The sequence below is a fragment of the Bradyrhizobium erythrophlei genome, assembly GCF_900129425.1.
Classification (GTDB): domain Bacteria; phylum Pseudomonadota; class Alphaproteobacteria; order Rhizobiales; family Xanthobacteraceae; genus Bradyrhizobium; species Bradyrhizobium erythrophlei_C.
Genome location: NZ_LT670817.1, coordinates 3992395 through 4011147, shown reverse-complemented (window position 1 = coordinate 4011147; position 18753 = coordinate 3992395). Strand labels below are relative to the sequence as shown.

The following is an 18753-nucleotide window of genomic DNA, read 5'->3' as shown; positions in this document are numbered from 1 at the left end:
GCGACGGTTTGGATTGCGGACAACACGATGGCGATGACGAGACGGGCGGCAACGGGATTTCGGCGTCGGGCGGCGCGGCGCCGCCGACCAAACCGAAAGTATGGCGACTGAACGGCTGTGGCGTGCACTCCCCCTCTCTTCGACCCACCGTCGAACGAGTTGATTCAGTGTCTTGCGGCCGGTCTCCTGGCTCACGGACAATGCCCCCGATCGCCTTCCCGATGCCGCTTCCGCGGCGTTCAGTGACGTCGTTGATCGAGGACGATCCGCCTACAGTTGCGGGGGCAGCAGCGGCTTGGGCGATCTCTCGCCTTACCGCATTCCCGTTTCACCTCTCGCGAGGCACCGAAAGACGGAACCACGAGAGCATGATGCAGGCTGTCGCGCAAGCGCCGACAGGATAGCCCTTCGCCGCTCGGCCGCCGCAATCTGGCACGCCCCGCGGTTGACAACGCGATGTTAGCCTCCCTATCAATTTCATCGAATTTCATTCACTGAACAGGGAACGCGGTGCGGAACATGATCGACCGAACACGATCATGAGCGAAGCGGCCGCCTCGACTGTCGACGTTCTGGTGGTCGGCGGCGGCAGCGCCGCGCTGTGCGCTGCGATAGCGGCGCGGCGCAGCGGCGTCTCGGTACGGATGGTCGAGTGGGCGCCAGCCGCGATGCGCGGCGGCAACACCCGTCACGCGCGTAATTTCCGCCTGATGCATGACCGCTCGGCATGGTATGTGCCGGGCACCTATAGCGAGGACGCGTTCTTCAGGGACCTGCTCCGCGTCACGCAAGGCGCGACCGATGAGCGACTGGCGCGCGCGTTGATCCGCGGCTCCGCCACAATCGCTCAATGGCTCGGCGACAACGGCGTGCGTCTGCAGGATCCGGCAGCGGGCGCGATGCCCTACTCGCAGCGCACCGCATTCTTCCTCGGCGGTGGCAAGGCAATGATCAACGCGCTCTACATGACCGCGGCGAAACTCGGCGTGACGATCAGCTATGACAGCGAAGTGGTCGAACTTGCTTTCGGCGACGCTCGGGTTTGCGAAGCCGACATCGCTCATGGCGGCGGCATCGAACGGGTCCTGGCGAAGACAATGGTTGTGTGCTCGGGCGGCTATCAGGCCAATTTCGACTGGCTGCGCGAAAGTTTTGGCGCCGCCGCCGACGGTTTTATGATCCGCGGAACGCCCTATGTTACCGGCTCGGTATTACGCCTGCTGCTCGACGCCGGCGTGAGGCCGGTCGGCGATTCCTCGCGCTGCCACATGGTTGCGGTCGACGCCCGGGGACCAAAGTTCGATGGTGGTATCGTCACCCGCATTACCGCGATTCCGCACGGCATCGTCGTCGACCGCGATGGCAGACGATTTCACGACGAGGGCGAGGACGCCCGCAAAACGCATTTTGCCCGCTGGGGCGCGCGCATCGCCGACTGCCCGGGTCAGATCGCCTACCTGATCATGGATGCGAAAGGCCTTAACCGCGCCTTGCCAACGGCGCTGCCGCCGATCCGGGCCGACACCGTCGCCGCACTCGCGACGGCGCTTGGGCTTGATCAAGCGGCGCTGGAAACGACGATACGAGACTTCAATGCCGCGATCGCCACCGACGATGTGCCGCTAACCGCGCGTTGTACCAGCGGGCTAACCCCGCCGAAATCGCGCGGCGCGGTCGCGCTCGTGGACCCGCCGTTTGCCGCCTATCCGATGCGGCCGGGCGTGACGTTCATGCATTTCGGTGTCGCCGTCGATGAACAAATGCGGGTTTTGAGAAATGATGGCAAGCCGGCGAGCAATGTCTTCGCGGCCGGAATGATCATGGCGGCGAATGTGCTGGGCGACGGCTATCTCGCTGGTCTCGGCGTCGCGCTTTCCACCGTATTCGGCCGCCTCGCCGGCGAGGAGGCCGCGCGGTTGGCCGGAAGATAATCTCCGGCAGCGAAGTGCGCGGGATGAGACGCGATGGATGCCATCAAGCCGCCAGCGTACCGCAGGCAGCCTCAAGCCGCCGCCACGCGGCTTCGTCGGCCGGAAGTCCAAACCGATAGCGCCCTGCCGGCGCGGAAAAGCCTCGGATCAAGATCCCGGCACGGGCGAAATGGTCGAGCAAGTCGATTCCATCGGAGCCTTCAAACAGACCGAAAAGATCGGTGCCGCCAAGCAGTTTCAGGCCCGCGCGGCCGAGGGTGCCGTCGAGCCGTCTTCGATCAGCGGCAAGGCGCCCCCGCGCCTTCGCGATCCATGCCGCGTCGCGCAGCGCCAGCGCCGCGATCTCGCAAGCCGGGCCGGATACCGGCCAATCGCCGAGCAGCTGGCGCCAAGCCGCCGCTTCCGGTTCGTGGACGACAACGAAGCCGACGCGCAGTCCCGCGAGACCGAAAAACTTGCCGAGCGAGCGCAGCACCACGACGCCGACCGGCAGTTCCGGCATCGCCAGCAACGAAACATCGGGCCGCACGTCGGCAAAAGCCTCATCGACAATCAGCCTTCGCGCGTCAGCGGTCCACGCCTGGGCGAAAGCTGCGAGATCGGCGCGCGCGATCGCGCGCCCGTCCGGATTGTTGGGATTGACCACGATCAGGGTCTGAAGCTCGTGAGTATTTGGGTCCGGCAGCGCGACGAGTTCATGCACCTCGGCGCCTGCGTCGCGCCAGGCCGCGCCGTGCGAGCCATAGGTCGGCGTCAGGATGCCGACGCGGCCAGCGCCGATCATGCGCGGCAATAAGCGGATCGCGAGCTCGCTCCCGGAGACCGGGACGATCGCAGCGTTCGCCGGAAGCCCGTAGGCCTCGGCGGCCGCGGCGGTCATCTGCGCCATTTCGCGCGCGAGCGGCAGGCGCTGATACCGGGCGAGCGGTATCTGTGGCACCGGCCAGGCGATAGGGTTGATCCCGGTCGACAGATCGATCCACGGTTGGGGCGCCGACGGATAGAGTAGCGCCGCCGTATCGATTCGGCCGCCGTGAATGCGAAGCTCGGCCGCCGTCTCCCGGGTCTCATCCTTTAGGTGCATGTTGCAATCCATGTTCGATTTGTCCGGCCGCGTCTTGATCCTGATCATCGCCTTCGGCATCGAAGCCGTGCTGGCCTATCCTGCGGCGGTGTTTCGTGCAATCGGTCATCCGGTGTCGTGGATCGGCGCACTGATCGCCGCGCTCGATTCTGCGCTCAACCGGCCGAACTATTCGTTTGCCATGCGCCGCGGCGCTGGCGTGGGAACGGTGCTACTGCTGCTCGCCGGCAGCCTCGGCGCGGGCGTTGCGATTGAGGCCGTCGCGCCGGCGATTCCGTATTTCGGATTTGCCATCGCTGTCCTGGTGGTCGCCATGCTGCTTGCCTTCGGCAATCTCGATCAGCACGTGCGTGCGGTCTCGACCGCGCTCGGCGCCGAGGGGTTGGACGGCGGACGGCGCAGCATCGCAAAAATCGTCGGTCGCGATCCGGACGCACTCGACGAAGCCGCGATCTGCCGCGCTGCGATCGAGAGTCTTGCCGAAAACGCCTCTGACGGCGTGACGGCGCCGGCGCTATGGTTTCTGGCCGGCGGATTGCCCGGCATGATCGCCTACAAGGCCATCAACACCGCCGACAGCATGATCGGCCACATGTCGGAGCACCACCGCGCCTTCGGCTGGGCCGCGGCAAGGCTCGATGACCTCGTCAATCTTCCGGCGTCGCGGCTGACCGGGCTGATTTTCGTTGCCGCCGCCGCGATGGTGCCGGGCGCGTCCGCGCCGTCGGCATGGCGGGCTTATCGGCGCGACGCGCGGCTGCATCGATCGCCCAATGCCGGTTGGCCGGAAGCCGCGATGGCCGGCGCGCTCGGCCTGCGGCTCGCCGGCCCGCGCATCTATGGCGGTGTTCTGGTCCATGACCACTGGATGGGCGACGGTCGGGCCGAGGCGACGGCGCTGGATGTCGATCGCGCGCTGATGATCTACCGCGTCGCCTTCGCCGGTGCGCTATTGATCGTCGCAGCGCTCGGCCTGCTGGTTGCTTGGCTTCGTGGCTGAGCGAACGCGTGTCAGCGCGCGAGGCTGAGCAGCTTATCGACGTCGAGATGCGCGTCGAGATGCGCGGCAAGCGCATCGAGGGTTTGCTCGACCAGTGCTTCGTAGGCGAGCGAACTCGCCGGCGCGCCGAGCCGGACGAGCCATGCCGCGCGTTGCGCATCGCCGGCGAAGAAACCGTGCAAATACGAACCGGCGACGCGGCCGTCGGCCGAAACCGCGCCATCCAGCCGGCCATCATCGAGCCTCAGCAGCGGCCGCTGCGTTCCGGTGCCGGTGGTCCGGCCGATATGCATTTCATAGCCGGCCACAGCGACGTCGTCTGCCACGGTCCGGCCTTGGACCGCGACGAGCGACTTGTCGCCGGTCAGTTCCGTCGTGATCTCGAGCAAGCCGAGGCCCGCCGCCGACCCCGGCGGACCTTCGATGCCGTCCGGGTCGGCGATGCCGTGGCCGAGCATCTGATAGCCGCCGCACAGGCCGAGCACGCGCCCGCCGCGGCGGGCATAAGCGATGATGTCGGCATCCCAGCCGCACGCTCGCAGCGCCGCCAGATCTGCGATCGTCGCCTTCGAGCCGGGCAGGATAACGAGTTCGGTATCGACGGGAAGCGACGCTCCGTCACGCAACAGCACCAGTTCGACACCGGGCTCGAGCCGCAGCGGATCGAGATCGTCAAAATTGGCGATGTGCGGGAGCACCGGAACGACGACGCGCACGCGGCGTCCGCCGGAGTCCGGCGCGCGCGTCGGCGGGGCCCTGAGACCGAAAACATCCTCGGCCGGAAGCCGATGCGCGTCGCGAAAATGCGGCACCAGGCCGAGCGGCGCCCAGCCGGTGCGCTCGGCCACGAACGTCATGCCGGTTGCAAACAAGGACGGATCGCCGCGCATCTTGTTGACGATGAAACCCGCGATCAACTTTGCGTCATCGGGATCGACCACCGCGGCGGTACCGCACAGGCTTGCGATCACCCCGCCCCGATCGATATCCCCGATCAGCACCACCGGCACGTCGGCGGCGCGGGCAAAGCCCATATTGGCGATATCGTTGGCGCGCAAATTCACTTCCGACGCCGAACCGGCGCCCTCGACCAGCACGACGTCGCATTGCGCTCGAATTCTTGCGAAGCTATCGAGCACATAGGGCATCAGCTCCGCCTTACGGGACTGGTACTCGCGCGCGCGGGCATTGCCGAACACCCGTCCCTGCACCACGATCTGCGCGCCGACTTCGCTTTGCGGCTTGAGCAGCACCGGATTCATGTCGACAGACGGCGCGACGCGTGCGGCGCGCGCCTGCAGTGCCTGGGCGCGGCCGATCTCGCCGCCATCTTCGGTCACCGCAGCGTTGTTCGACATGTTCTGCGGTTTGAAAGGACGGACCGAAAGGCCGCGGGTCGCCAACAAGCGGCACAAGCCGGCGACGATCAGCGACTTGCCGACGTCCGAGCCGGTTCCCTGGAACATCAGCGCCCGCGCGGTCATCAGAATTCGATGCCGGCCTGGGTTTTCACGCCGGCCGAAAAGTGATGCTTGACCGCGCCCATCTCGGTAACGAGGTCGGCCGCCTCGATCAGCGCCGGTTTGGCGTTGCGGCCGGTGACGATCACGTGCAGATCGCTTCGCCGCGTTGTAAGCCGCGCCACCACTTCGTCGAGCGGCAAGTAATCGTAGCGGAGCGCGATGTTGAGTTCGTCGAGCACTATGAGGCCGAAGGTCGGATCGTCCATCAGACCGAGCGCGATCTCCCAGGCGCGCCGGCACGCGGCGATGTCGCGCGCCTTGTCCTGGGTCTCCCAAGTGAACCCCTCGCCGGCGATGTGCCAGATCAGACGGTCGCCGAACGATTGCAGCGCTGCCTGCTCGCCGGTCGCCCGGCTTTTGATGAACTGCACGACGCCGACGCGCCAGCCGTGACCGAGCGCACGCAAGGCAAGGCCGAAGGCGGCCGTCGACTTGCCTTTGCCGGGCCCGGTGTTGATCATCAACAGGCCTTTTGCGACGGTCTTGGACGCAACTTCGGCGTCCTGGACCGCCTTGCGTTTGGCCATCTTGGCGCGGTAACGCGCGGCCTCGTCAGTGTCGATCTCGGTCATCATGTCCTGCGGTATAATCCATGGGCGGCGACAGGAACACACCAAGACCATCTCGGCAACATGCCCGCGCCCCCCTTGAGCAAGGGGATTGACTTGACGGCGTTTCCGTCTGATTGAATCCTCAGCCGACGGTGTCCTGTCTTCGGATGGGACTAAGAGGGAATACCGGGCGCAGCAGACACGGGGAAGTTCCCGGGTTTGAGCGAAGCCGGAGCTGCCCCCGCAACTGTGAGCGGAAAGCCTGCATCTAAAGCCACTGGGTCGTTCACCCGGGAAGGTGGTGCCGGCAATGACCCGTGAGCCAGGAAACCTGCCGTCGCCTGCCGTATTCGCCATTCCGGACGGGGCGTCCCGGAGTGAGAGAGTTGGTCGAACGGAGTGCAGGTCCGCTCGCCGCATGTCTGGGTACCGCCTTGGGCGGTGGCCATCCATCGACGGGCTTTGCTGCTATGGACCCATCTGCACCAGCCGCTCCCCGGGGAACTTTATCCGAATCCGGCGATATCGTGGCGACCTTGTACGTCTGTGTGACATGCCTTGCCGGCGAAGACCGCGAAACCGTGCCGCGCGCCGGCCGCCGGTTGCATGACGCGCTGGCCGATGCACAGCGCCTTCAAGACGAACTGCCGAACTTTCGCATCGTCGAAGCCGAATGCCTCTCGAATTGCAATCGCGGCTGCAGCGTCGCGCTCACCGGACCGGGACGCTGGAGCTACGTCTACGGCGATCTCGACGAAGCTTTGGTCGATGATCTCCTCACCGGCGCCTCGCGCTACGCGGCCACCAAGGACGGCCTGGTGCCGTGGCGGGAGCGGCCGGTGATCTTCCGCAAGGGTGTGATCGCGCGCATCCCGCCATTCCCTCGGCCGGTTTAGGAGCATCGCATGTCGATCGAAAAAGTGCCCGTCACCATCATTACCGGCTTCCTCGGCGCGGGAAAGACCACGCTGGTTCGCCACCTGATGCAGAACCCGCAGGGCCGCCGCCTGGCGATCCTGGTCAACGAATTCGGCGACCTCGGCATCGACGGCGACATCCTGAAAGGATGCGCCGACGCCGATTGTCCGGAAGACGCGATCGTCGAACTCACCAATGGCTGCCTGTGCTGCACCGTCGCCGACGACTTCGTGCCGACCATCGCAGCCCTGCTGGCGCGACCGCAGCCGCCCGACCACATCCTGATCGAGACCTCCGGACTGGCGCTGCCGAAACCGCTGCTTAAGGCATTCGAATGGCCGGAACTACGATCCCGCATCACGGTCGACGGCGTGATTGCGGTAGCCGATGCCGAGGCCGTCGCCGACGGCCGGTTCGCGCCCGATCTGGCGGCGATCGCGCGGCAGCGTCTGGCCGACAGCAGCGTGGATCACGACACCCCGCTGGGGGAAGTGTTCGAGGATCAGGTCGCCTGCGCCGACATCGTGATTCTCAACAAGGCCGATCTGGTGGACCGGGACCGTCTCGCCGAGGCGCGCCGGACCGTACTGGCGGAATCGCCGCGCAGCATTCCGGTGCTGGAGGTAGCCGAGGGCCGCATCGATCCGCGCGTCGTGCTCGGCCTCGGTGCCGCGGCGGAGAACGATCTCGACGCGCGGCCGAGCCACCACGAAAATCACGATGCCCACGATCACGACGATTTCGAAACCATCGTGGTGACGCTGCCATCCGATACCAATGCCGAGGCGATTGTGGTCAGGATGGAGGCGATCGCGCGCGACCACAGCGTGCTGCGCGCCAAGGGTTACGTCGCCGTCGCCGGCAAGCCGATGCGCCTGCTGGTCCAGGGCGTCGGGACCCGGGTACGGACGCAGTTCGACCGGCCGTGGCGCGCCGACGAAGAACGTCTCTCACGGATCGTCGTGATTGGCGAGCGCGGCTTCGATCGCGATGCGATCACCGCCGTCCTGACGGGGTGAAGCATGCATATCCTGCTGCGGGAACGGCATGGACTTGACGAGACCGCGGTCGCCGAGGACCTCGGTCAGGCCCCGGCGGATCTCGTCGTGCTCTCGTTTTCCGACAGCGATCTCAGCGCTTTCGCTGCGGCGTGGCGTGCCGGGCGAGAGACACTGCCGAGCCTGCGTCTCGCCAATCTACGCCGTCTGACCCATCCGCTCTCGGTCGATCTCTACATCCAGAAGACGGTGTCGAGCGCGCGCGGCGTTCTGATTCGCCTGCTCGGCGGTGTCGAGTATTGGCGCTACGGCGTCGAGCAGGTCAGCGCGCTGGCGGCGGCAAAGGGAATCGCGCTGGCGATCGTTCCGGGCGACGGCAGGCCGGATCCGCGCCTCGACGCCGCCTCGAACCTGCCGCCCTCGACGCTGCGCCGGCTGAAGACGCTTTGCGACAGCGGCGGACCGGACTCTGCGCGCGCCGCCTTGGCGCAGCTCGCGCTCGCCGCGGGCTTGCCTTCTGTACCTCCGGTGCATCGCGCCGCGTTGCATCGCCACGGCTTCTATGTTCCAGGAACAGGCGTCGTCGAGCCGTCCGATCTCGACCTCGCGTCCGATGGCGCACCGATCGTGTTGGTCGTGTTCTATCGCGCCTTTCTTGCCGCCTCCGACACCGATCCGATCGACCGGCTGATGGTCGAGTTGGGCCGCTGCGGCATCCGAGCCATCGGCCTGTTTGCTGCAAGCCTGAAAGATCCGGAAAGCGACGGCTGGCTGCGGGACTGGATCATTCGAATCGGACCCGATGTGATTGTCAACGCGACTGCCTTTTCGGCGCGCGGCGATGGCAATGCCGGTTCACCGCTCGACGTCGTTGATGCGCCCGTGCTGCAGGTGGCGTTGGCGGGCTCGACCCGCGAGGTATGGGCGGAGTCCGACCGCGGGCTCTCGCCGCCCGACCTCGCGATCCACATCGTACTGCCGGAGCTGGACGGCCGCATCTTCGCCGGCGTCGCCTCGTTCAAGAAAGTCGAAACGGCCGATCCGGAGCTAGGCTACGCCCGCACGGTTCATTCCGGCGATGACGGACGCATCGCCGCCATTGTCGCGCGCGCTCGCGCCTGGATCGCGCTGCGGCGAACCGCGCATGCCGACAAGCGACTCGCCATCGTGCTGTCGGCCTATCCGGGGCGCGACGACCAGATGGCGCACGCCGTTGGCCTCGATGCACCGGAAAGCGCCGTGGAGGTGTTGAACGTTCTGCGCGATCGAGGCTACGCCATCACCGACGCCCCGCCCGACGGCGCCGCGCTGATCGATCGCCTGAAGATCGAGACGATCCGCTGGCCGCTCGAGAAATACCGCAGCCACCTTGCCGGCCTCGACCCGGCACTGGTCGCCGACCTTTCCGCGCAATGGGGCGCGCCTGAGCGCGACGCGGCAATCGACAACGGTGATTTCGTTTTCAAATGCGTGCGTTGCGGCCACGCGCTGATCGCGCTGCAGCCCGATCGCGGCCAGCGCGCGGACCGCGCCGCCGAGTATCACGATCCGCGACGATCGCCGCGCCACGGTTACGTCGCGTTCTATCTGTGGCTCCGTCACGTCGCCAGATGCGACGCATTGGTCCATATGGGCGCCCACGGCACGCTGGAATGGTTGCCGGGAAAGTCGGTGGCGCTATCGTCGGAGTGCTGGCCCGACGCGCTGCTCGACGCAACGCCGGTGATCTACCCATTCATCGTCAACAACCCCGGCGAAGCTGCCGCGGCGAAGCGCCGGCTCGGCGCCGTCACGATCGGACATATGACGCCGCCGATCAGCACCGGCAAATTACCGTCGGGACTGCACGCGATGGAGCGGCTGCTCGACGAATATTCGGTCGCCGAAGGGCTCGATCCGCGCCGGCGCGAGCGGCTGGCGCGCGCGATCATCGATGCGGCGTCCGAATCCGGCCTCGATCGCGATAGCGGCCTCACCGACACCATGACTCCGCGCGAAGCCGTGGTACGGCTTGACAGCTTCGTGTGCGACGTCAAGACCACGCTGGTCGCCGACGGTCTTCACATCTTCGGTCGAGCGCCGCCGCAGCCTGTCGCGGACCAAACCGGAATGCCGTTCGACGCCTGCGCGGCGGCCGAACGCGCCGCCCTGCTCGCCGCACTCGACGGCAAGCATGTCGCGCCCGGGCCCGCCGGCTCGCCATGGCGAGGGCGGCGCGACGTTCTGCCGACCGGCCGCAATCTCTTTACCGTCGACACCCGCGCGGTGCCGAGCCGCACCGCCGCCGAACAGGGCCAGCGTCTTGCCAATGCCTTGCTGACCCGCCACCTCCAGGACCACGGTGACTATCCGCGCAATGTCATGCTGGATCTGTGGGGTTCGGCGACCATGCGCACGGCCGGCGAGGAATTCGCCATGGCGCTGCGGCTGATGGGCATCGCGCCGGTGTGGGATACCACTTCAGAGCGCGTCGCGGGGTTTGACGTGATCACGCTTGCGATGCTCGGACGGCCGCGGATCGACGTAACGCTGCGGATCTCCGGCCTGTTCCGGGATGTGTTTCCGACCTTGCCTGTCATGTTCGAGCAGGCGGCGGCGGCGCTGGCCGCGCGCGATGAACCCGTTGGGGAAAACCCTTACCGCGCCGCGGCGGGTCCGCGGGTGTTCGGGCCCGCGCCCGGCGAGTACGGTGTCGGCGTCGTCGAAGCCGTGACGGAGTTCACGCCGGCCACGGCCGAGGACGCCGGCGAAGCCTGGCTCGCCGCCAGCGCCTTCGCTTATGGCGGCGGACAGGACGGCATGGCGGCGCGGCCGGTGCTGGAGCAGCGCACCACCGCCGTCGACGCCTTTGTCCACACCCAGGACCTGCCCGAGACGGATCTGCTGTCGGCACCGGACTACGCCGCTCACGGAGCCGGTTTCGCCGCCGCGGCGCGCCGGCTCGGCGGCACTGCACCGACGCTCTATCACGTCGACTCGGCAACGTCAGATGCGCCGCGGGCGCGGACGCTGGCCGAAGAGATCGCCCGCGTGGTGCGCGGTCGCGCCGCCAATCCGCGCTGGCTCGACGGGCAGATGCGGCACGGCTTTCGTGGCGCAGCCGAGATCGCTTCGACGCTCGACCAGATGGCACTGTACGCGCATCTGGCTGGCGCCGTCGAAAGCCATCATTTCGATCTCTATTACGACGCGACGCTCGGCGACGACTCGGTGCGGAGCTTCATCGAACAGGCCAACCCCGAAGCTGCGGCGATGATGCGCCGGCGTTTTCAGCAATTGCGCGACGCCGGCCATTGGGCGACCCGGCGCAACAGCGCGATCGAGGCGATCGCGACAGCGCCGACAGATGCAGGGGCGGCGTCATGAGCTACGCCTACGAAACCGACGGCGCCGCGATCTACCGGCGCTCCTTCGCCATCATCCGTGCCGAAGCCCGGCTCGAGCGTTTCGATGCCGGGGATGAAAAGGTCGCGGTGCGGATCATCCACGCCAGCGGCATGGTCGAGGTCGCCGACGATATCGTGTTCGCCCGCGGTTTTGGCGCCGCCGCCGCTACGGCGTTGCGCAAAGGCGCGCCGATCTTTTGCGACGCCCAGATGGTGGCCCACGGCATCACCAAAGCGAGGCTGCCGGCCGACAATGCCGTGATCTGCACGCTGTCGGATCCGCGTGTGCCGGCACTCGCCGCCGCACGCCGCACCACCCGCAGCGCGGCGGCGGTGGAATTGTGGCGGGAACAACTGGCGGGATCGGTGGTGGTGATCGGCAACGCGCCGACGGCCTTGTTCCGTTTGCTGGAGATCCTGCAAGAGCCTGACGTGGCTCCGCCCGCCGCGGTGATCGGCATCCCGGTCGGTTTCGTCGGCGCCGCGGAATCCAAGGAAGCGCTGCTCGCCAGCGCCCCTGTGCCATGCGTCATCGTGCGGGGACGGCGCGGCGGCAGCGCGATGGCCGCGGCTGCCCTCAATGCGGTTGCGAGTGAAAACGAATGAGTTCGTCCGCAACCATTTACGGCGTCGGCCTCGGCCCGGGTGATCCGGAGCTGATGAGCGTCAAGGCGGCGCGGCTGATCGCCAGGGCCGGCGTCATCGCGCATTTCCGGAAAGCCGGCCGCCCCGGCAACGCCCGCACCCTGGTCGACGGCATGCTCGCCCCCGGCGTGATCGAGGAGGCGCTGGAATATCCCGTCACCACCGAGATCGAGCTCGAAGACCCGGCCTATGGCGACGCGCTGCGAAGCTTCTACGACGATTGCGTACGGCGGCTGCTGTGCCATGTCGCCGATGGCCGCGACGTCGCGGTGCTGTGCGAGGGCGACCCGTTCCTCTACGGCTCGTTCATGCACCTGCACAGCCGGTTCACCGGTCGCGTGCCTGTCGTGGTGGTGCCCGGCATTTCCGGCATGTCCGGCTGCTGGACCGCGAGCGGCGTGCCGATCACCTTTGGCGACGACGTCCTGACCGTGGTGCCGGCGACGCTCGATGAGGCGACCTTGTACGAACGGCTGCAGTCGATCGACGCGCTGGTGGTGATGAAGCTCGGCCGCAATCTGCCAAAAGTGCGCCGTGCGCTGCAGGCCGCCGGTCTTGCCGAGCGGGCGATCTATGTCGAGCGCGGTACCATGGCCGGCGAGAAGGTGATGCGGCTCACCGACAAGACCGACAACGAGGCGCCCTACTTCTCGATGATTCTGGTCCATGGTCGCGGACGCAGACCATGACCGGCTGGCTCGCCATCGCCGGGCTGGGCCCCGGAGCCACGCAACTGGTGACGCCGGAAGTGACCCAGGCGCTTGCCGAAGCCACCGACCTCATCGGCTACGGACCTTATGTGACGCGGGTGGCTGAACGCGCAGGTTTGACGCGCCATCTCTCCGACAACCGCGAGGAAATCGACCGCGCCGGCCTGGCGCTGCGGCTCGCAGCAGAGGGCAAGCGGGTCGTCGTCGTCTCGTCGGGCGACCCCGGCGTGTTCGCGATGGCGGCGGTGGTGTTCGAGGCGGTCGATGCCGGCGATCCCGCATGGCGCAACCTCGATATCAGGGTGCTGCCCGGCATCAGTGCGATGTTCGCCGCCGCCGCGCGGATCGGCGCCCCACTCGGTCATGATTTTTGCGCCATCAACCTGTCTGACAATCTGAAACCGTGGGATTTGGTCGAGCGCCGGCTACGGCTGGCGGCACAGGCCGATTTTGTCATTGCGCTTTACAACCCGCTTTCCAGGGCGCGGCCCTGGCAGCTCGGCCGCGCGCTCGAACTGTTGCGCGAAGAACTGCCGGGCACCGTTCCCGTGGTATTCGCCAGTGCGGTCAGCGATGCGAGCGAGGCGATCGATACGGTGATGTTGCGCGACGCGGCCGCGAGCCGCGCCGATATGCGCACGCTTGTGCTGATCGGCTCGTCGCGGACGCGGCTGATCGCGCGGGCGGGCGACAAGGTTTTCGTCTATACGCCGCGCTCGGCCGGAGTTTTGTCGTGACCGAGCCAGCGCATCACTTCCGCAGGCGTCTCGACCGTTTCCCGCGCGGGTATGAAGGGTCGGCGGACCATCACTACCGGCAGCGCGAGATCGCGCGCGGCCTCGATTTTCGCCGAGGCCGAATCGCCGCCGGCGTTTTTGGCCACGACAATTTCGGCGCGGTAATTCGCCAACATGGCGCGGTCATCGGCAACTTTGAATGGCCCGCGCGCCACGATCACCTCGGCATCGGGCAGCGGCAACGGCACGCGCGGGCGGTCGACGAGCCGGACCAGATAAGAATGCTGCGGATGCGCGGCGAACGTTTTGAGCTGCAGGCGGCCGATGCCGAGAAACACCCGGCGCGGCGCCGTGCCGAGCGCTTCGGCCGCCGCTGCGAGATCGTCGACCTCGATCCAGTGGTCGCCGGGCGCGCGTTGCCACGGCGGACGCTCGAGCGCCAGCAGCGGCACGGCCGCCACGGCGCAGGCGGCGACCGCGTGCGCGCTCATCTGCGCCGCGAACGGATGGGTGGCGTCGACGACGCGCACAATGTTTTCGCCGCGAAGATAGTTCACCAGGCCATCGATGCCGCCAAAGCCGCCAAGGCGCCAGGAAATCGGCGGCGGCGTCGGGTTTTCGGTGTGGCCGGCATAGGACAGTATTGCATCGATGCGCGGATCATTGGCCACCGCTCGCGCGAGACGGTTGGCGTCGGCGGTGCCGCCGAGGATCAGGACGCGCCGTGGTCTGGCCGGGGAGGATATCATGGCGGCGAGCGATGACACGCCGGGACCCTGGCTGTCCATCGTCGGGATCGGCGAAGACGGGCTCGATGGCCTATCGGCGGCGGCGCGCCGGCTGCTCGCCGGCGCCGATCTGGTGGCCGGCGGGTTCCGGCATCTGGCGCTGGTCGCTTCGCTCGACAAGCCGACGTTCGAGTGGGAGACGCCGTTCGCGGCATCTATCCCAAAACTGCTGGCGCATCGCGGCAAGCGCGTCGTCGCGCTGTGCTCTGGCGATCCGTTCTGGTACGGCGCAGGCTCGGTGCTGGCCGAAGCAATCCCAGCAGCGGAAATCGCCGTGGTGCCGGCCCCCTCGAGCTTTGCGTGGGCCGCGGCGCGGCTGCGCTGGCGGCTGGAGGAGACGATCGCCCTTGGCCTGCATGCCCGCCCGCTCGAATTGCTGCGTCCGCATCTGCGGACCGGCGCGCGCTTGATCGTGCTGGCGCGCGACGGCGCGGCGCCGGCGCAGATCGCGGCCTATCTCAACGGCGTCGGCTTTGGACCGTCGCGCCTCACGATTCTCGAAGCGCTCGGCGGACCGCGCGAGCGCATTCGCTCCGCTGCTACCACAGGGTTCGCATGGGATGATATCAAATCCCCGGTCGCGGTCGCGATCGAAGCCGTGGCGGAGCCGAGCGCCATCGTCATTCCACGTGTGGCCGGACTGCCGGACGAATTGTTCAGCCACGACGGTCAACTGACAAAACGCGAGATCCGCGCGGTCAGCCTGTCGACGCTGGCGCCACGCGGCGGCGAATTGCTGTGGGATGTCGGCGCAGGCTCCGGCGCGATCGGGATTGAATGGCTGCTCGCTCACCCGGCCAATCGCGCCATCGGGATCGAGGCGCGCGAGGATCGGCTCGACACGGCGCGGGCCAATGCAGATTCGCTCGGCGTGCCGCATCTCGATCTCAGGCTTGGCGCCGCGCCCGACGCGCTCAAGGGCCTGCCGATCCCGGATGCCGTCTTCGTCGGCGGCGGTGCCAGCCGCGAAGGCGTGCTCGATACGGTGTGGCAGGCATTGCCGCCGGGAGGGCGGCTGGTCGTAAATTCCGTGACGCTCGAAACCGAAGCAATGCTGATCTGCCGGCAGGCGCGCCATGGCGGCGCGCTGCTGCGGCTCGCGGTCGAGCGCGCCGGCCCGGTCGGCGACCTCTCCGGCTGGCGCGCGGCGATGCCGGTGGTGCAATGGAGCGTGACCAAATGAGCCGGCTGGTCATCGGATTGGGTTTTCGCGACGAGGCCAACGCGCTATCGATTGCCGAGGTGCTGGCCAGCGTTGTCGCAGATGCCGCCTTGCCGGGCGTCGCGAGCGCCATCGCCGTCCCTGAAGACAAAGCCGCTCACGCCGGCCTGCTCACGGCCGCACACGCCGCGCACCTGCCGATTGAGACGGTCGCAGCCAGCGCGATGCGCGCGGCCGACGCGCACCTGGCTACCCGCTCGGACCAGGTGAAAAAACACCGTGGCGTCGGCAGCGTCTGCGAAGCGGCGGCGCTCGCCGCCGCCGGCGCTGGCGCGCGCCTCATCGTCACCCGCATCGTGTCGGCCGATCGCCACGCCACCGCAGCCGCCGCCATCATCGAGGATACTGCGGCATGACCGTCCATTTCATTGGCGCCGGCCCCGGCGCGCCCGATCTGATCACCGTGCGCGGCCAAAATCTGGTGGCGCGCTGTCCGGTGTGCCTGTTCGCAGGATCGCTGGTGCCGCGCGAGATCATCGCGCTCTGCCCGCCCGGCGCGCGGGTGATTGACACTGCCCCGCTCGACCTCGACGCTATCACCGCTGAATTCGTCGCAGCCCATAACGCCGGGCTCGAGGTGGCGCGGCTGCATTCCGGCGACCCTTCGGTGTGGAGCGCGATGGGCGAGCAGATCCGGCGGCTCGAGGGCCATGACATTCCCTATACGGTCACGCCGGGGGTGCCGTCATTCGCCGCCGCCGCCGCTGTGCTCGGACGCGAACTGACGCTGCCCGGGGTGGCGCAGACCGTGGTGCTGACCCGCACCTCGGGCCGCGCCTCGGCGATGCCATCGGGCGAAAGCCTCGCCGCCTATGCCGCGACCGGCGCGACGCTCGCGATCCACCTATCGATCCATGCGCTCGACGAGGTGGCGGCAACGCTGATTCCGCATTACGGAGCCGACGGCGCTGTCGCCGTGGTGGTGCGCGCGAGCTGGCCGGAACAGATCGTCATTCGCGCCACGCTGTCGACGATCGGCGCCAGGGTGCGCGCTGAAGCGATCGAGCGCACGGCGCTCATCCTGGTCGGGCCGGCGCTCGCCGCTTGCGATTTTGCCGACAGCGCACTTTACGACGCGAACTATGATCGCCGGTTCCGACCATCCGCGGAGGACGGCCGTGGCGGGGAATAGCACACCGGGACTGGTCATTGCCGCGCCCGCATCCGGCAGCGGCAAGACGACGCTGACGCTGGCGCTGCTCGCCGCGCTGCGTCGTCGCGGCCGCATCGTGCAGCCCTATAAATGCGGGCCGGACTATATCGATCCGGCGTTCCACGCCGCCGCCGCCGGCCGGGCATCATTCAACCTGGATTCCTGGGCGCAGGGGCGCGACCGGTTCGACGCGCTGCTGGATGCTGCCGCCGATGCCGATCTGTGCCTTGCCGAAGGCGTGATGGGGCTTTTCGACGGCGTCGCCGCATCAGGCGCCTGGGGCATCGGCTCGACCGCCGATATCGCCGCAGCGACCGGCTGGCCGGTGGTGCTGGTGCTCGATGTCGCGGGCCAAGCGCAATCCGCGGCCGCGGTCGCGCTCGGCTTTGCGCGCTATCGCGACGACGTTACGATCGCCGGCGTGATCCTCAACAAGGTGGCGAGCGAGCGCCACGCAGCACTGGTCCGCGACGGTTTTGCAACGAGCGGGATCACCGTGTTTGGGGCGATCGGACGCGACAACAGGCTGACGATGCCGGAGCGCCATCTCGGGCTGGTTCAGGCGCAGGAAGATTCTTCGCTCGCTTCCCGGCTCGCGGCGCTGGCCGATCTTGTGGAGCGCGACATCGATCTTGCAGCCCTTCAGGCGGCGGCTCGTCCGACACGGCGCCAACCGCGCACGGACGCGCCTCGCATGGTCCCGCCCGGACAACGGATCGCGCTGGCGCGCGACGTGGCGTTCTCCTTCGTGTATCCGCACCTGCTGGCTGCCTGGCGCGCGGCGGGTGCCGAGATCATCCCCTTCTCGCCGCTCGCCGACGAGCCGCCCGATCCTTCCTGTGACGTTGTATGGCTACCCGGCGGCTATCCGGAACTGCACGCCGGCAAGCTCGCCACCACGTCGCGATTCGCCGACGGCATCCGCACGTTCGCGCTAACGCGCCCGGTGCACGGCGAGTGCGGCGGCTACATGACGCTCGGCGCTGGTCTGATCGACGCCGCGGGAACTCGTCACGCGATGCTCGGGCTGCTCGGACTCGAGACCGATTTTGCGCAGCGGCGCCTGCATCTCGGCTACAGGACCGCGACGCTGCTTGCGGCGATTCCAGGTCACCCCGCAGGGCGCGTTCTGCGCGGGCATGAATTCCACTATGCCCGCGTCGTGGCGCAGCCCGACCAGCCGCTCGCCAATATCCGCGACGCCTCGGGCGTGTCGACGGCGGAAACCGGTGGCCGGCGCGGTCGCGTTACCGGAAGCTTTTTTCACATGGTCGATGTGGCAGAGGAGACCCGAGCATGACGGCGTCCGCCTCTGTATCGTCCGACGCGACGTCGCTCGGCAGCATCGCCTTGATCGGCGGCGGTCCGGGCGACGTCGATCTGCTGACCCTGCGCGCGGTGGAGCGACTGCGCGCCGCCGACGTCATCCTCTATGACGACCTTGCCGGTGACGAAATTCTGTCGTTCGCACGTCCCGACGCCGAACTGATCGCGGTCGGCAAGCGGGCCGGCCATCCTTCGCCGAGGCAGCAGGAAGTGAGCCGGTTGATGATCGGCTATGCCCGGCTCGGCAAGCGCGTGGTCAGGGTCAAGTCCGGCGATCCCTCGATCTTCGCCCGCGCCGACGAGGAAATCAGTGCCGCGCGCGCCGCCGGCGTGCCGATCGAGATCGTGCCTGGCATCACCACCGCGACCGCCGCGGCAGCCTATCTCGGCACCTCGCTCACCAAACGGGGGGTGGCGCGCCGGGTTCAGATGGTCACCGGCCACGACCTCAACGGCCGACTGCCAGCCGATCTTGATATGGCGGCTCTCGCCGATCCCGGCGCCACAACCTGCGTGTTTATGGGCAAGGCCACCTTCGCCGCACTGGCCGACAAGCTGATCGCCCAAGGATTATCGGGCGAAACGCCGACAGTGGTGGTCGAAAGCCTCGGCTCGCCGTCCACCCATGTGATAGCGGGGTCACTGACGGAAATCGCGGGCCGTCTGGCCGCGGCAAAACCGCTGGGCCCGTGCCTGATCCTCTACGGCGCCGCGCTCGCCGGCATCGGTCATGACAAAATGTAATGCGCGCCGAAATCCGTGAGAATCTGGCTGATTGAAC

17 protein-coding genes and 2 riboswitches are annotated in these 18753 nt (G+C 67.6%); of the genes, 13 read left to right on the top strand and 4 right to left on the bottom strand.

Features of this window, described 5'->3' with window-relative positions:
• Positions 1-159 precede the first annotated feature (159 nt).
• A riboswitch (cobalamin riboswitch) is annotated at positions 160-365 on the bottom strand.
• A gap of 174 nt (positions 366-539) precedes the next feature.
• Positions 540-1931, top strand: a complete 1392-nt coding sequence (gene tcuA / locus B5527_RS19050; protein WP_079602898.1) for an FAD-dependent tricarballylate dehydrogenase TcuA — start codon at positions 540-542, stop codon at positions 1929-1931.
• Positions 1932-1974: 43 nt separating this feature from the next.
• Here tcuA and cobD read toward each other — a convergent pair whose 3' ends face one another.
• Positions 1975-3015 carry a threonine-phosphate decarboxylase CobD gene (gene cobD, locus B5527_RS19045; protein WP_079607380.1) on the bottom strand — a complete coding sequence of 347 codons (1041 nt, stop codon included), beginning with the start codon at positions 3013-3015 and terminating at the stop codon, positions 1975-1977.
• A gap of 10 nt (positions 3016-3025) precedes the next feature.
• Here cobD and cbiB point away from each other — a divergent pair, with 10 nt between their 5' ends.
• On the top strand, positions 3026-4015 hold the full coding sequence (gene cbiB, locus B5527_RS19040; RefSeq protein WP_079602897.1) for an adenosylcobinamide-phosphate synthase CbiB: 990 nt from the start codon (positions 3026-3028) through the stop codon (positions 4013-4015).
• Between the two features lie 11 nt (positions 4016-4026).
• On the opposite strand, the gene B5527_RS19035 is transcribed toward cbiB, so the two are convergent.
• Together B5527_RS19035 and cobO are read right to left on the bottom strand one after the other, a co-directional pair.
• Positions 4027-5499 (bottom strand): cobyric acid synthase, encoded by a 1473-nt coding sequence (locus B5527_RS19035; protein WP_172842595.1) that lies wholly within the window; start codon positions 5497-5499, stop codon positions 4027-4029.
• The gene (cobO, locus tag B5527_RS19030; RefSeq protein ID WP_079607378.1) at positions 5499-6110 is read right to left on the bottom strand and encodes a cob(I)yrinic acid a,c-diamide adenosyltransferase; all 612 of its coding nucleotides are present in this window, start codon (positions 6108-6110) and stop codon (positions 5499-5501) included. Before cobO ends, B5527_RS19035 begins: the two co-directional genes overlap by 1 nt.
• Positions 6111-6222: 112 nt before the next feature.
• Positions 6223-6442, top strand: a riboswitch (cobalamin riboswitch).
• A gap of 171 nt (positions 6443-6613) precedes the next feature.
• Between cobO and B5527_RS19025 the strand changes: the two genes are divergently transcribed.
• Genes B5527_RS19025 through cobJ form a run of 6 tightly spaced genes read left to right on the top strand, consistent with a single transcriptional unit; the run spans position 6614 to position 13483 of the window.
• Positions 6614-6985 (top strand): DUF1636 family protein, encoded by a 372-nt coding sequence (locus tag B5527_RS19025; protein WP_154072882.1) that lies wholly within the window; start codon positions 6614-6616, stop codon positions 6983-6985.
• Between the two features lie 9 nt (positions 6986-6994).
• Complete coding sequence (gene cobW / locus B5527_RS19020; protein WP_079602895.1) at positions 6995-8026, top strand: cobalamin biosynthesis protein CobW; 1032 nt, start codon at positions 6995-6997, stop codon at positions 8024-8026.
• A gap of 3 nt (positions 8027-8029) precedes the next feature.
• On the top strand, positions 8030-11371 hold the full coding sequence (gene cobN, locus B5527_RS19015) for a cobaltochelatase subunit CobN (RefSeq protein WP_079602894.1): 3342 nt from the start codon (positions 8030-8032) through the stop codon (positions 11369-11371).
• Positions 11368-11997: a precorrin-8X methylmutase gene (locus B5527_RS19010; RefSeq protein ID WP_079602893.1), complete on the top strand. Its 630-nt coding sequence runs from the start codon at positions 11368-11370 to the stop codon at positions 11995-11997. The genes cobN and B5527_RS19010 overlap by 4 nt, the downstream gene beginning before the upstream one ends.
• Positions 11994-12725, top strand: a complete 732-nt coding sequence (locus B5527_RS19005; protein WP_079602892.1) for a precorrin-2 C(20)-methyltransferase — start codon at positions 11994-11996, stop codon at positions 12723-12725. Before B5527_RS19010 ends, B5527_RS19005 begins: the two co-directional genes overlap by 4 nt.
• On the top strand, positions 12722-13483 hold the full coding sequence (cobJ, locus tag B5527_RS19000) for a precorrin-3B C(17)-methyltransferase (RefSeq protein ID WP_079602891.1): 762 nt from the start codon (positions 12722-12724) through the stop codon (positions 13481-13483). The genes B5527_RS19005 and cobJ overlap by 4 nt, the downstream gene beginning before the upstream one ends.
• On the opposite strand, the gene B5527_RS18995 is transcribed toward cobJ, so the two are convergent.
• Entirely contained in the window at positions 13450-14232 is a 783-nt protein-coding gene (locus tag B5527_RS18995; protein ID WP_154072881.1) for a cobalt-precorrin-6A reductase, read from the bottom strand. The genes cobJ and B5527_RS18995 overlap by 34 nt on opposite strands.
• Here B5527_RS18995 and cbiE point away from each other — a divergent pair.
• The 5 genes from cbiE to cobA are packed head-to-tail and all read left to right on the top strand — an operon-like array spanning position 14231 to position 18716.
• Positions 14231-15454: a precorrin-6y C5,15-methyltransferase (decarboxylating) subunit CbiE gene (cbiE, locus tag B5527_RS18990; RefSeq protein ID WP_079602890.1), complete on the top strand. Its 1224-nt coding sequence runs from the start codon at positions 14231-14233 to the stop codon at positions 15452-15454. The genes B5527_RS18995 and cbiE overlap by 2 nt on opposite strands.
• The gene (locus B5527_RS18985) at positions 15451-15849 is read left to right on the top strand and encodes a cobalamin biosynthesis protein (RefSeq protein ID WP_079602889.1); all 399 of its coding nucleotides are present in this window, start codon (positions 15451-15453) and stop codon (positions 15847-15849) included. Before cbiE ends, B5527_RS18985 begins: the two co-directional genes overlap by 4 nt.
• Positions 15846-16625 carry a precorrin-4 C(11)-methyltransferase gene (cobM, locus tag B5527_RS18980; protein WP_079602888.1) on the top strand — a complete coding sequence of 260 codons (780 nt, stop codon included), beginning with the start codon at positions 15846-15848 and terminating at the stop codon, positions 16623-16625. Before B5527_RS18985 ends, cobM begins: the two co-directional genes overlap by 4 nt.
• Positions 16576-17946 carry a cobyrinate a,c-diamide synthase gene (locus tag B5527_RS18975; protein WP_079602887.1) on the top strand — a complete coding sequence of 457 codons (1371 nt, stop codon included), beginning with the start codon at positions 16576-16578 and terminating at the stop codon, positions 17944-17946. Before cobM ends, B5527_RS18975 begins: the two co-directional genes overlap by 50 nt.
• Positions 17943-18716 (top strand): uroporphyrinogen-III C-methyltransferase, encoded by a 774-nt coding sequence (gene cobA, locus B5527_RS18970; RefSeq protein ID WP_079602886.1) that lies wholly within the window; start codon positions 17943-17945, stop codon positions 18714-18716. The genes B5527_RS18975 and cobA overlap by 4 nt, the downstream gene beginning before the upstream one ends.
• The last annotated feature ends 37 nt before the right edge of the window (positions 18717-18753 follow it).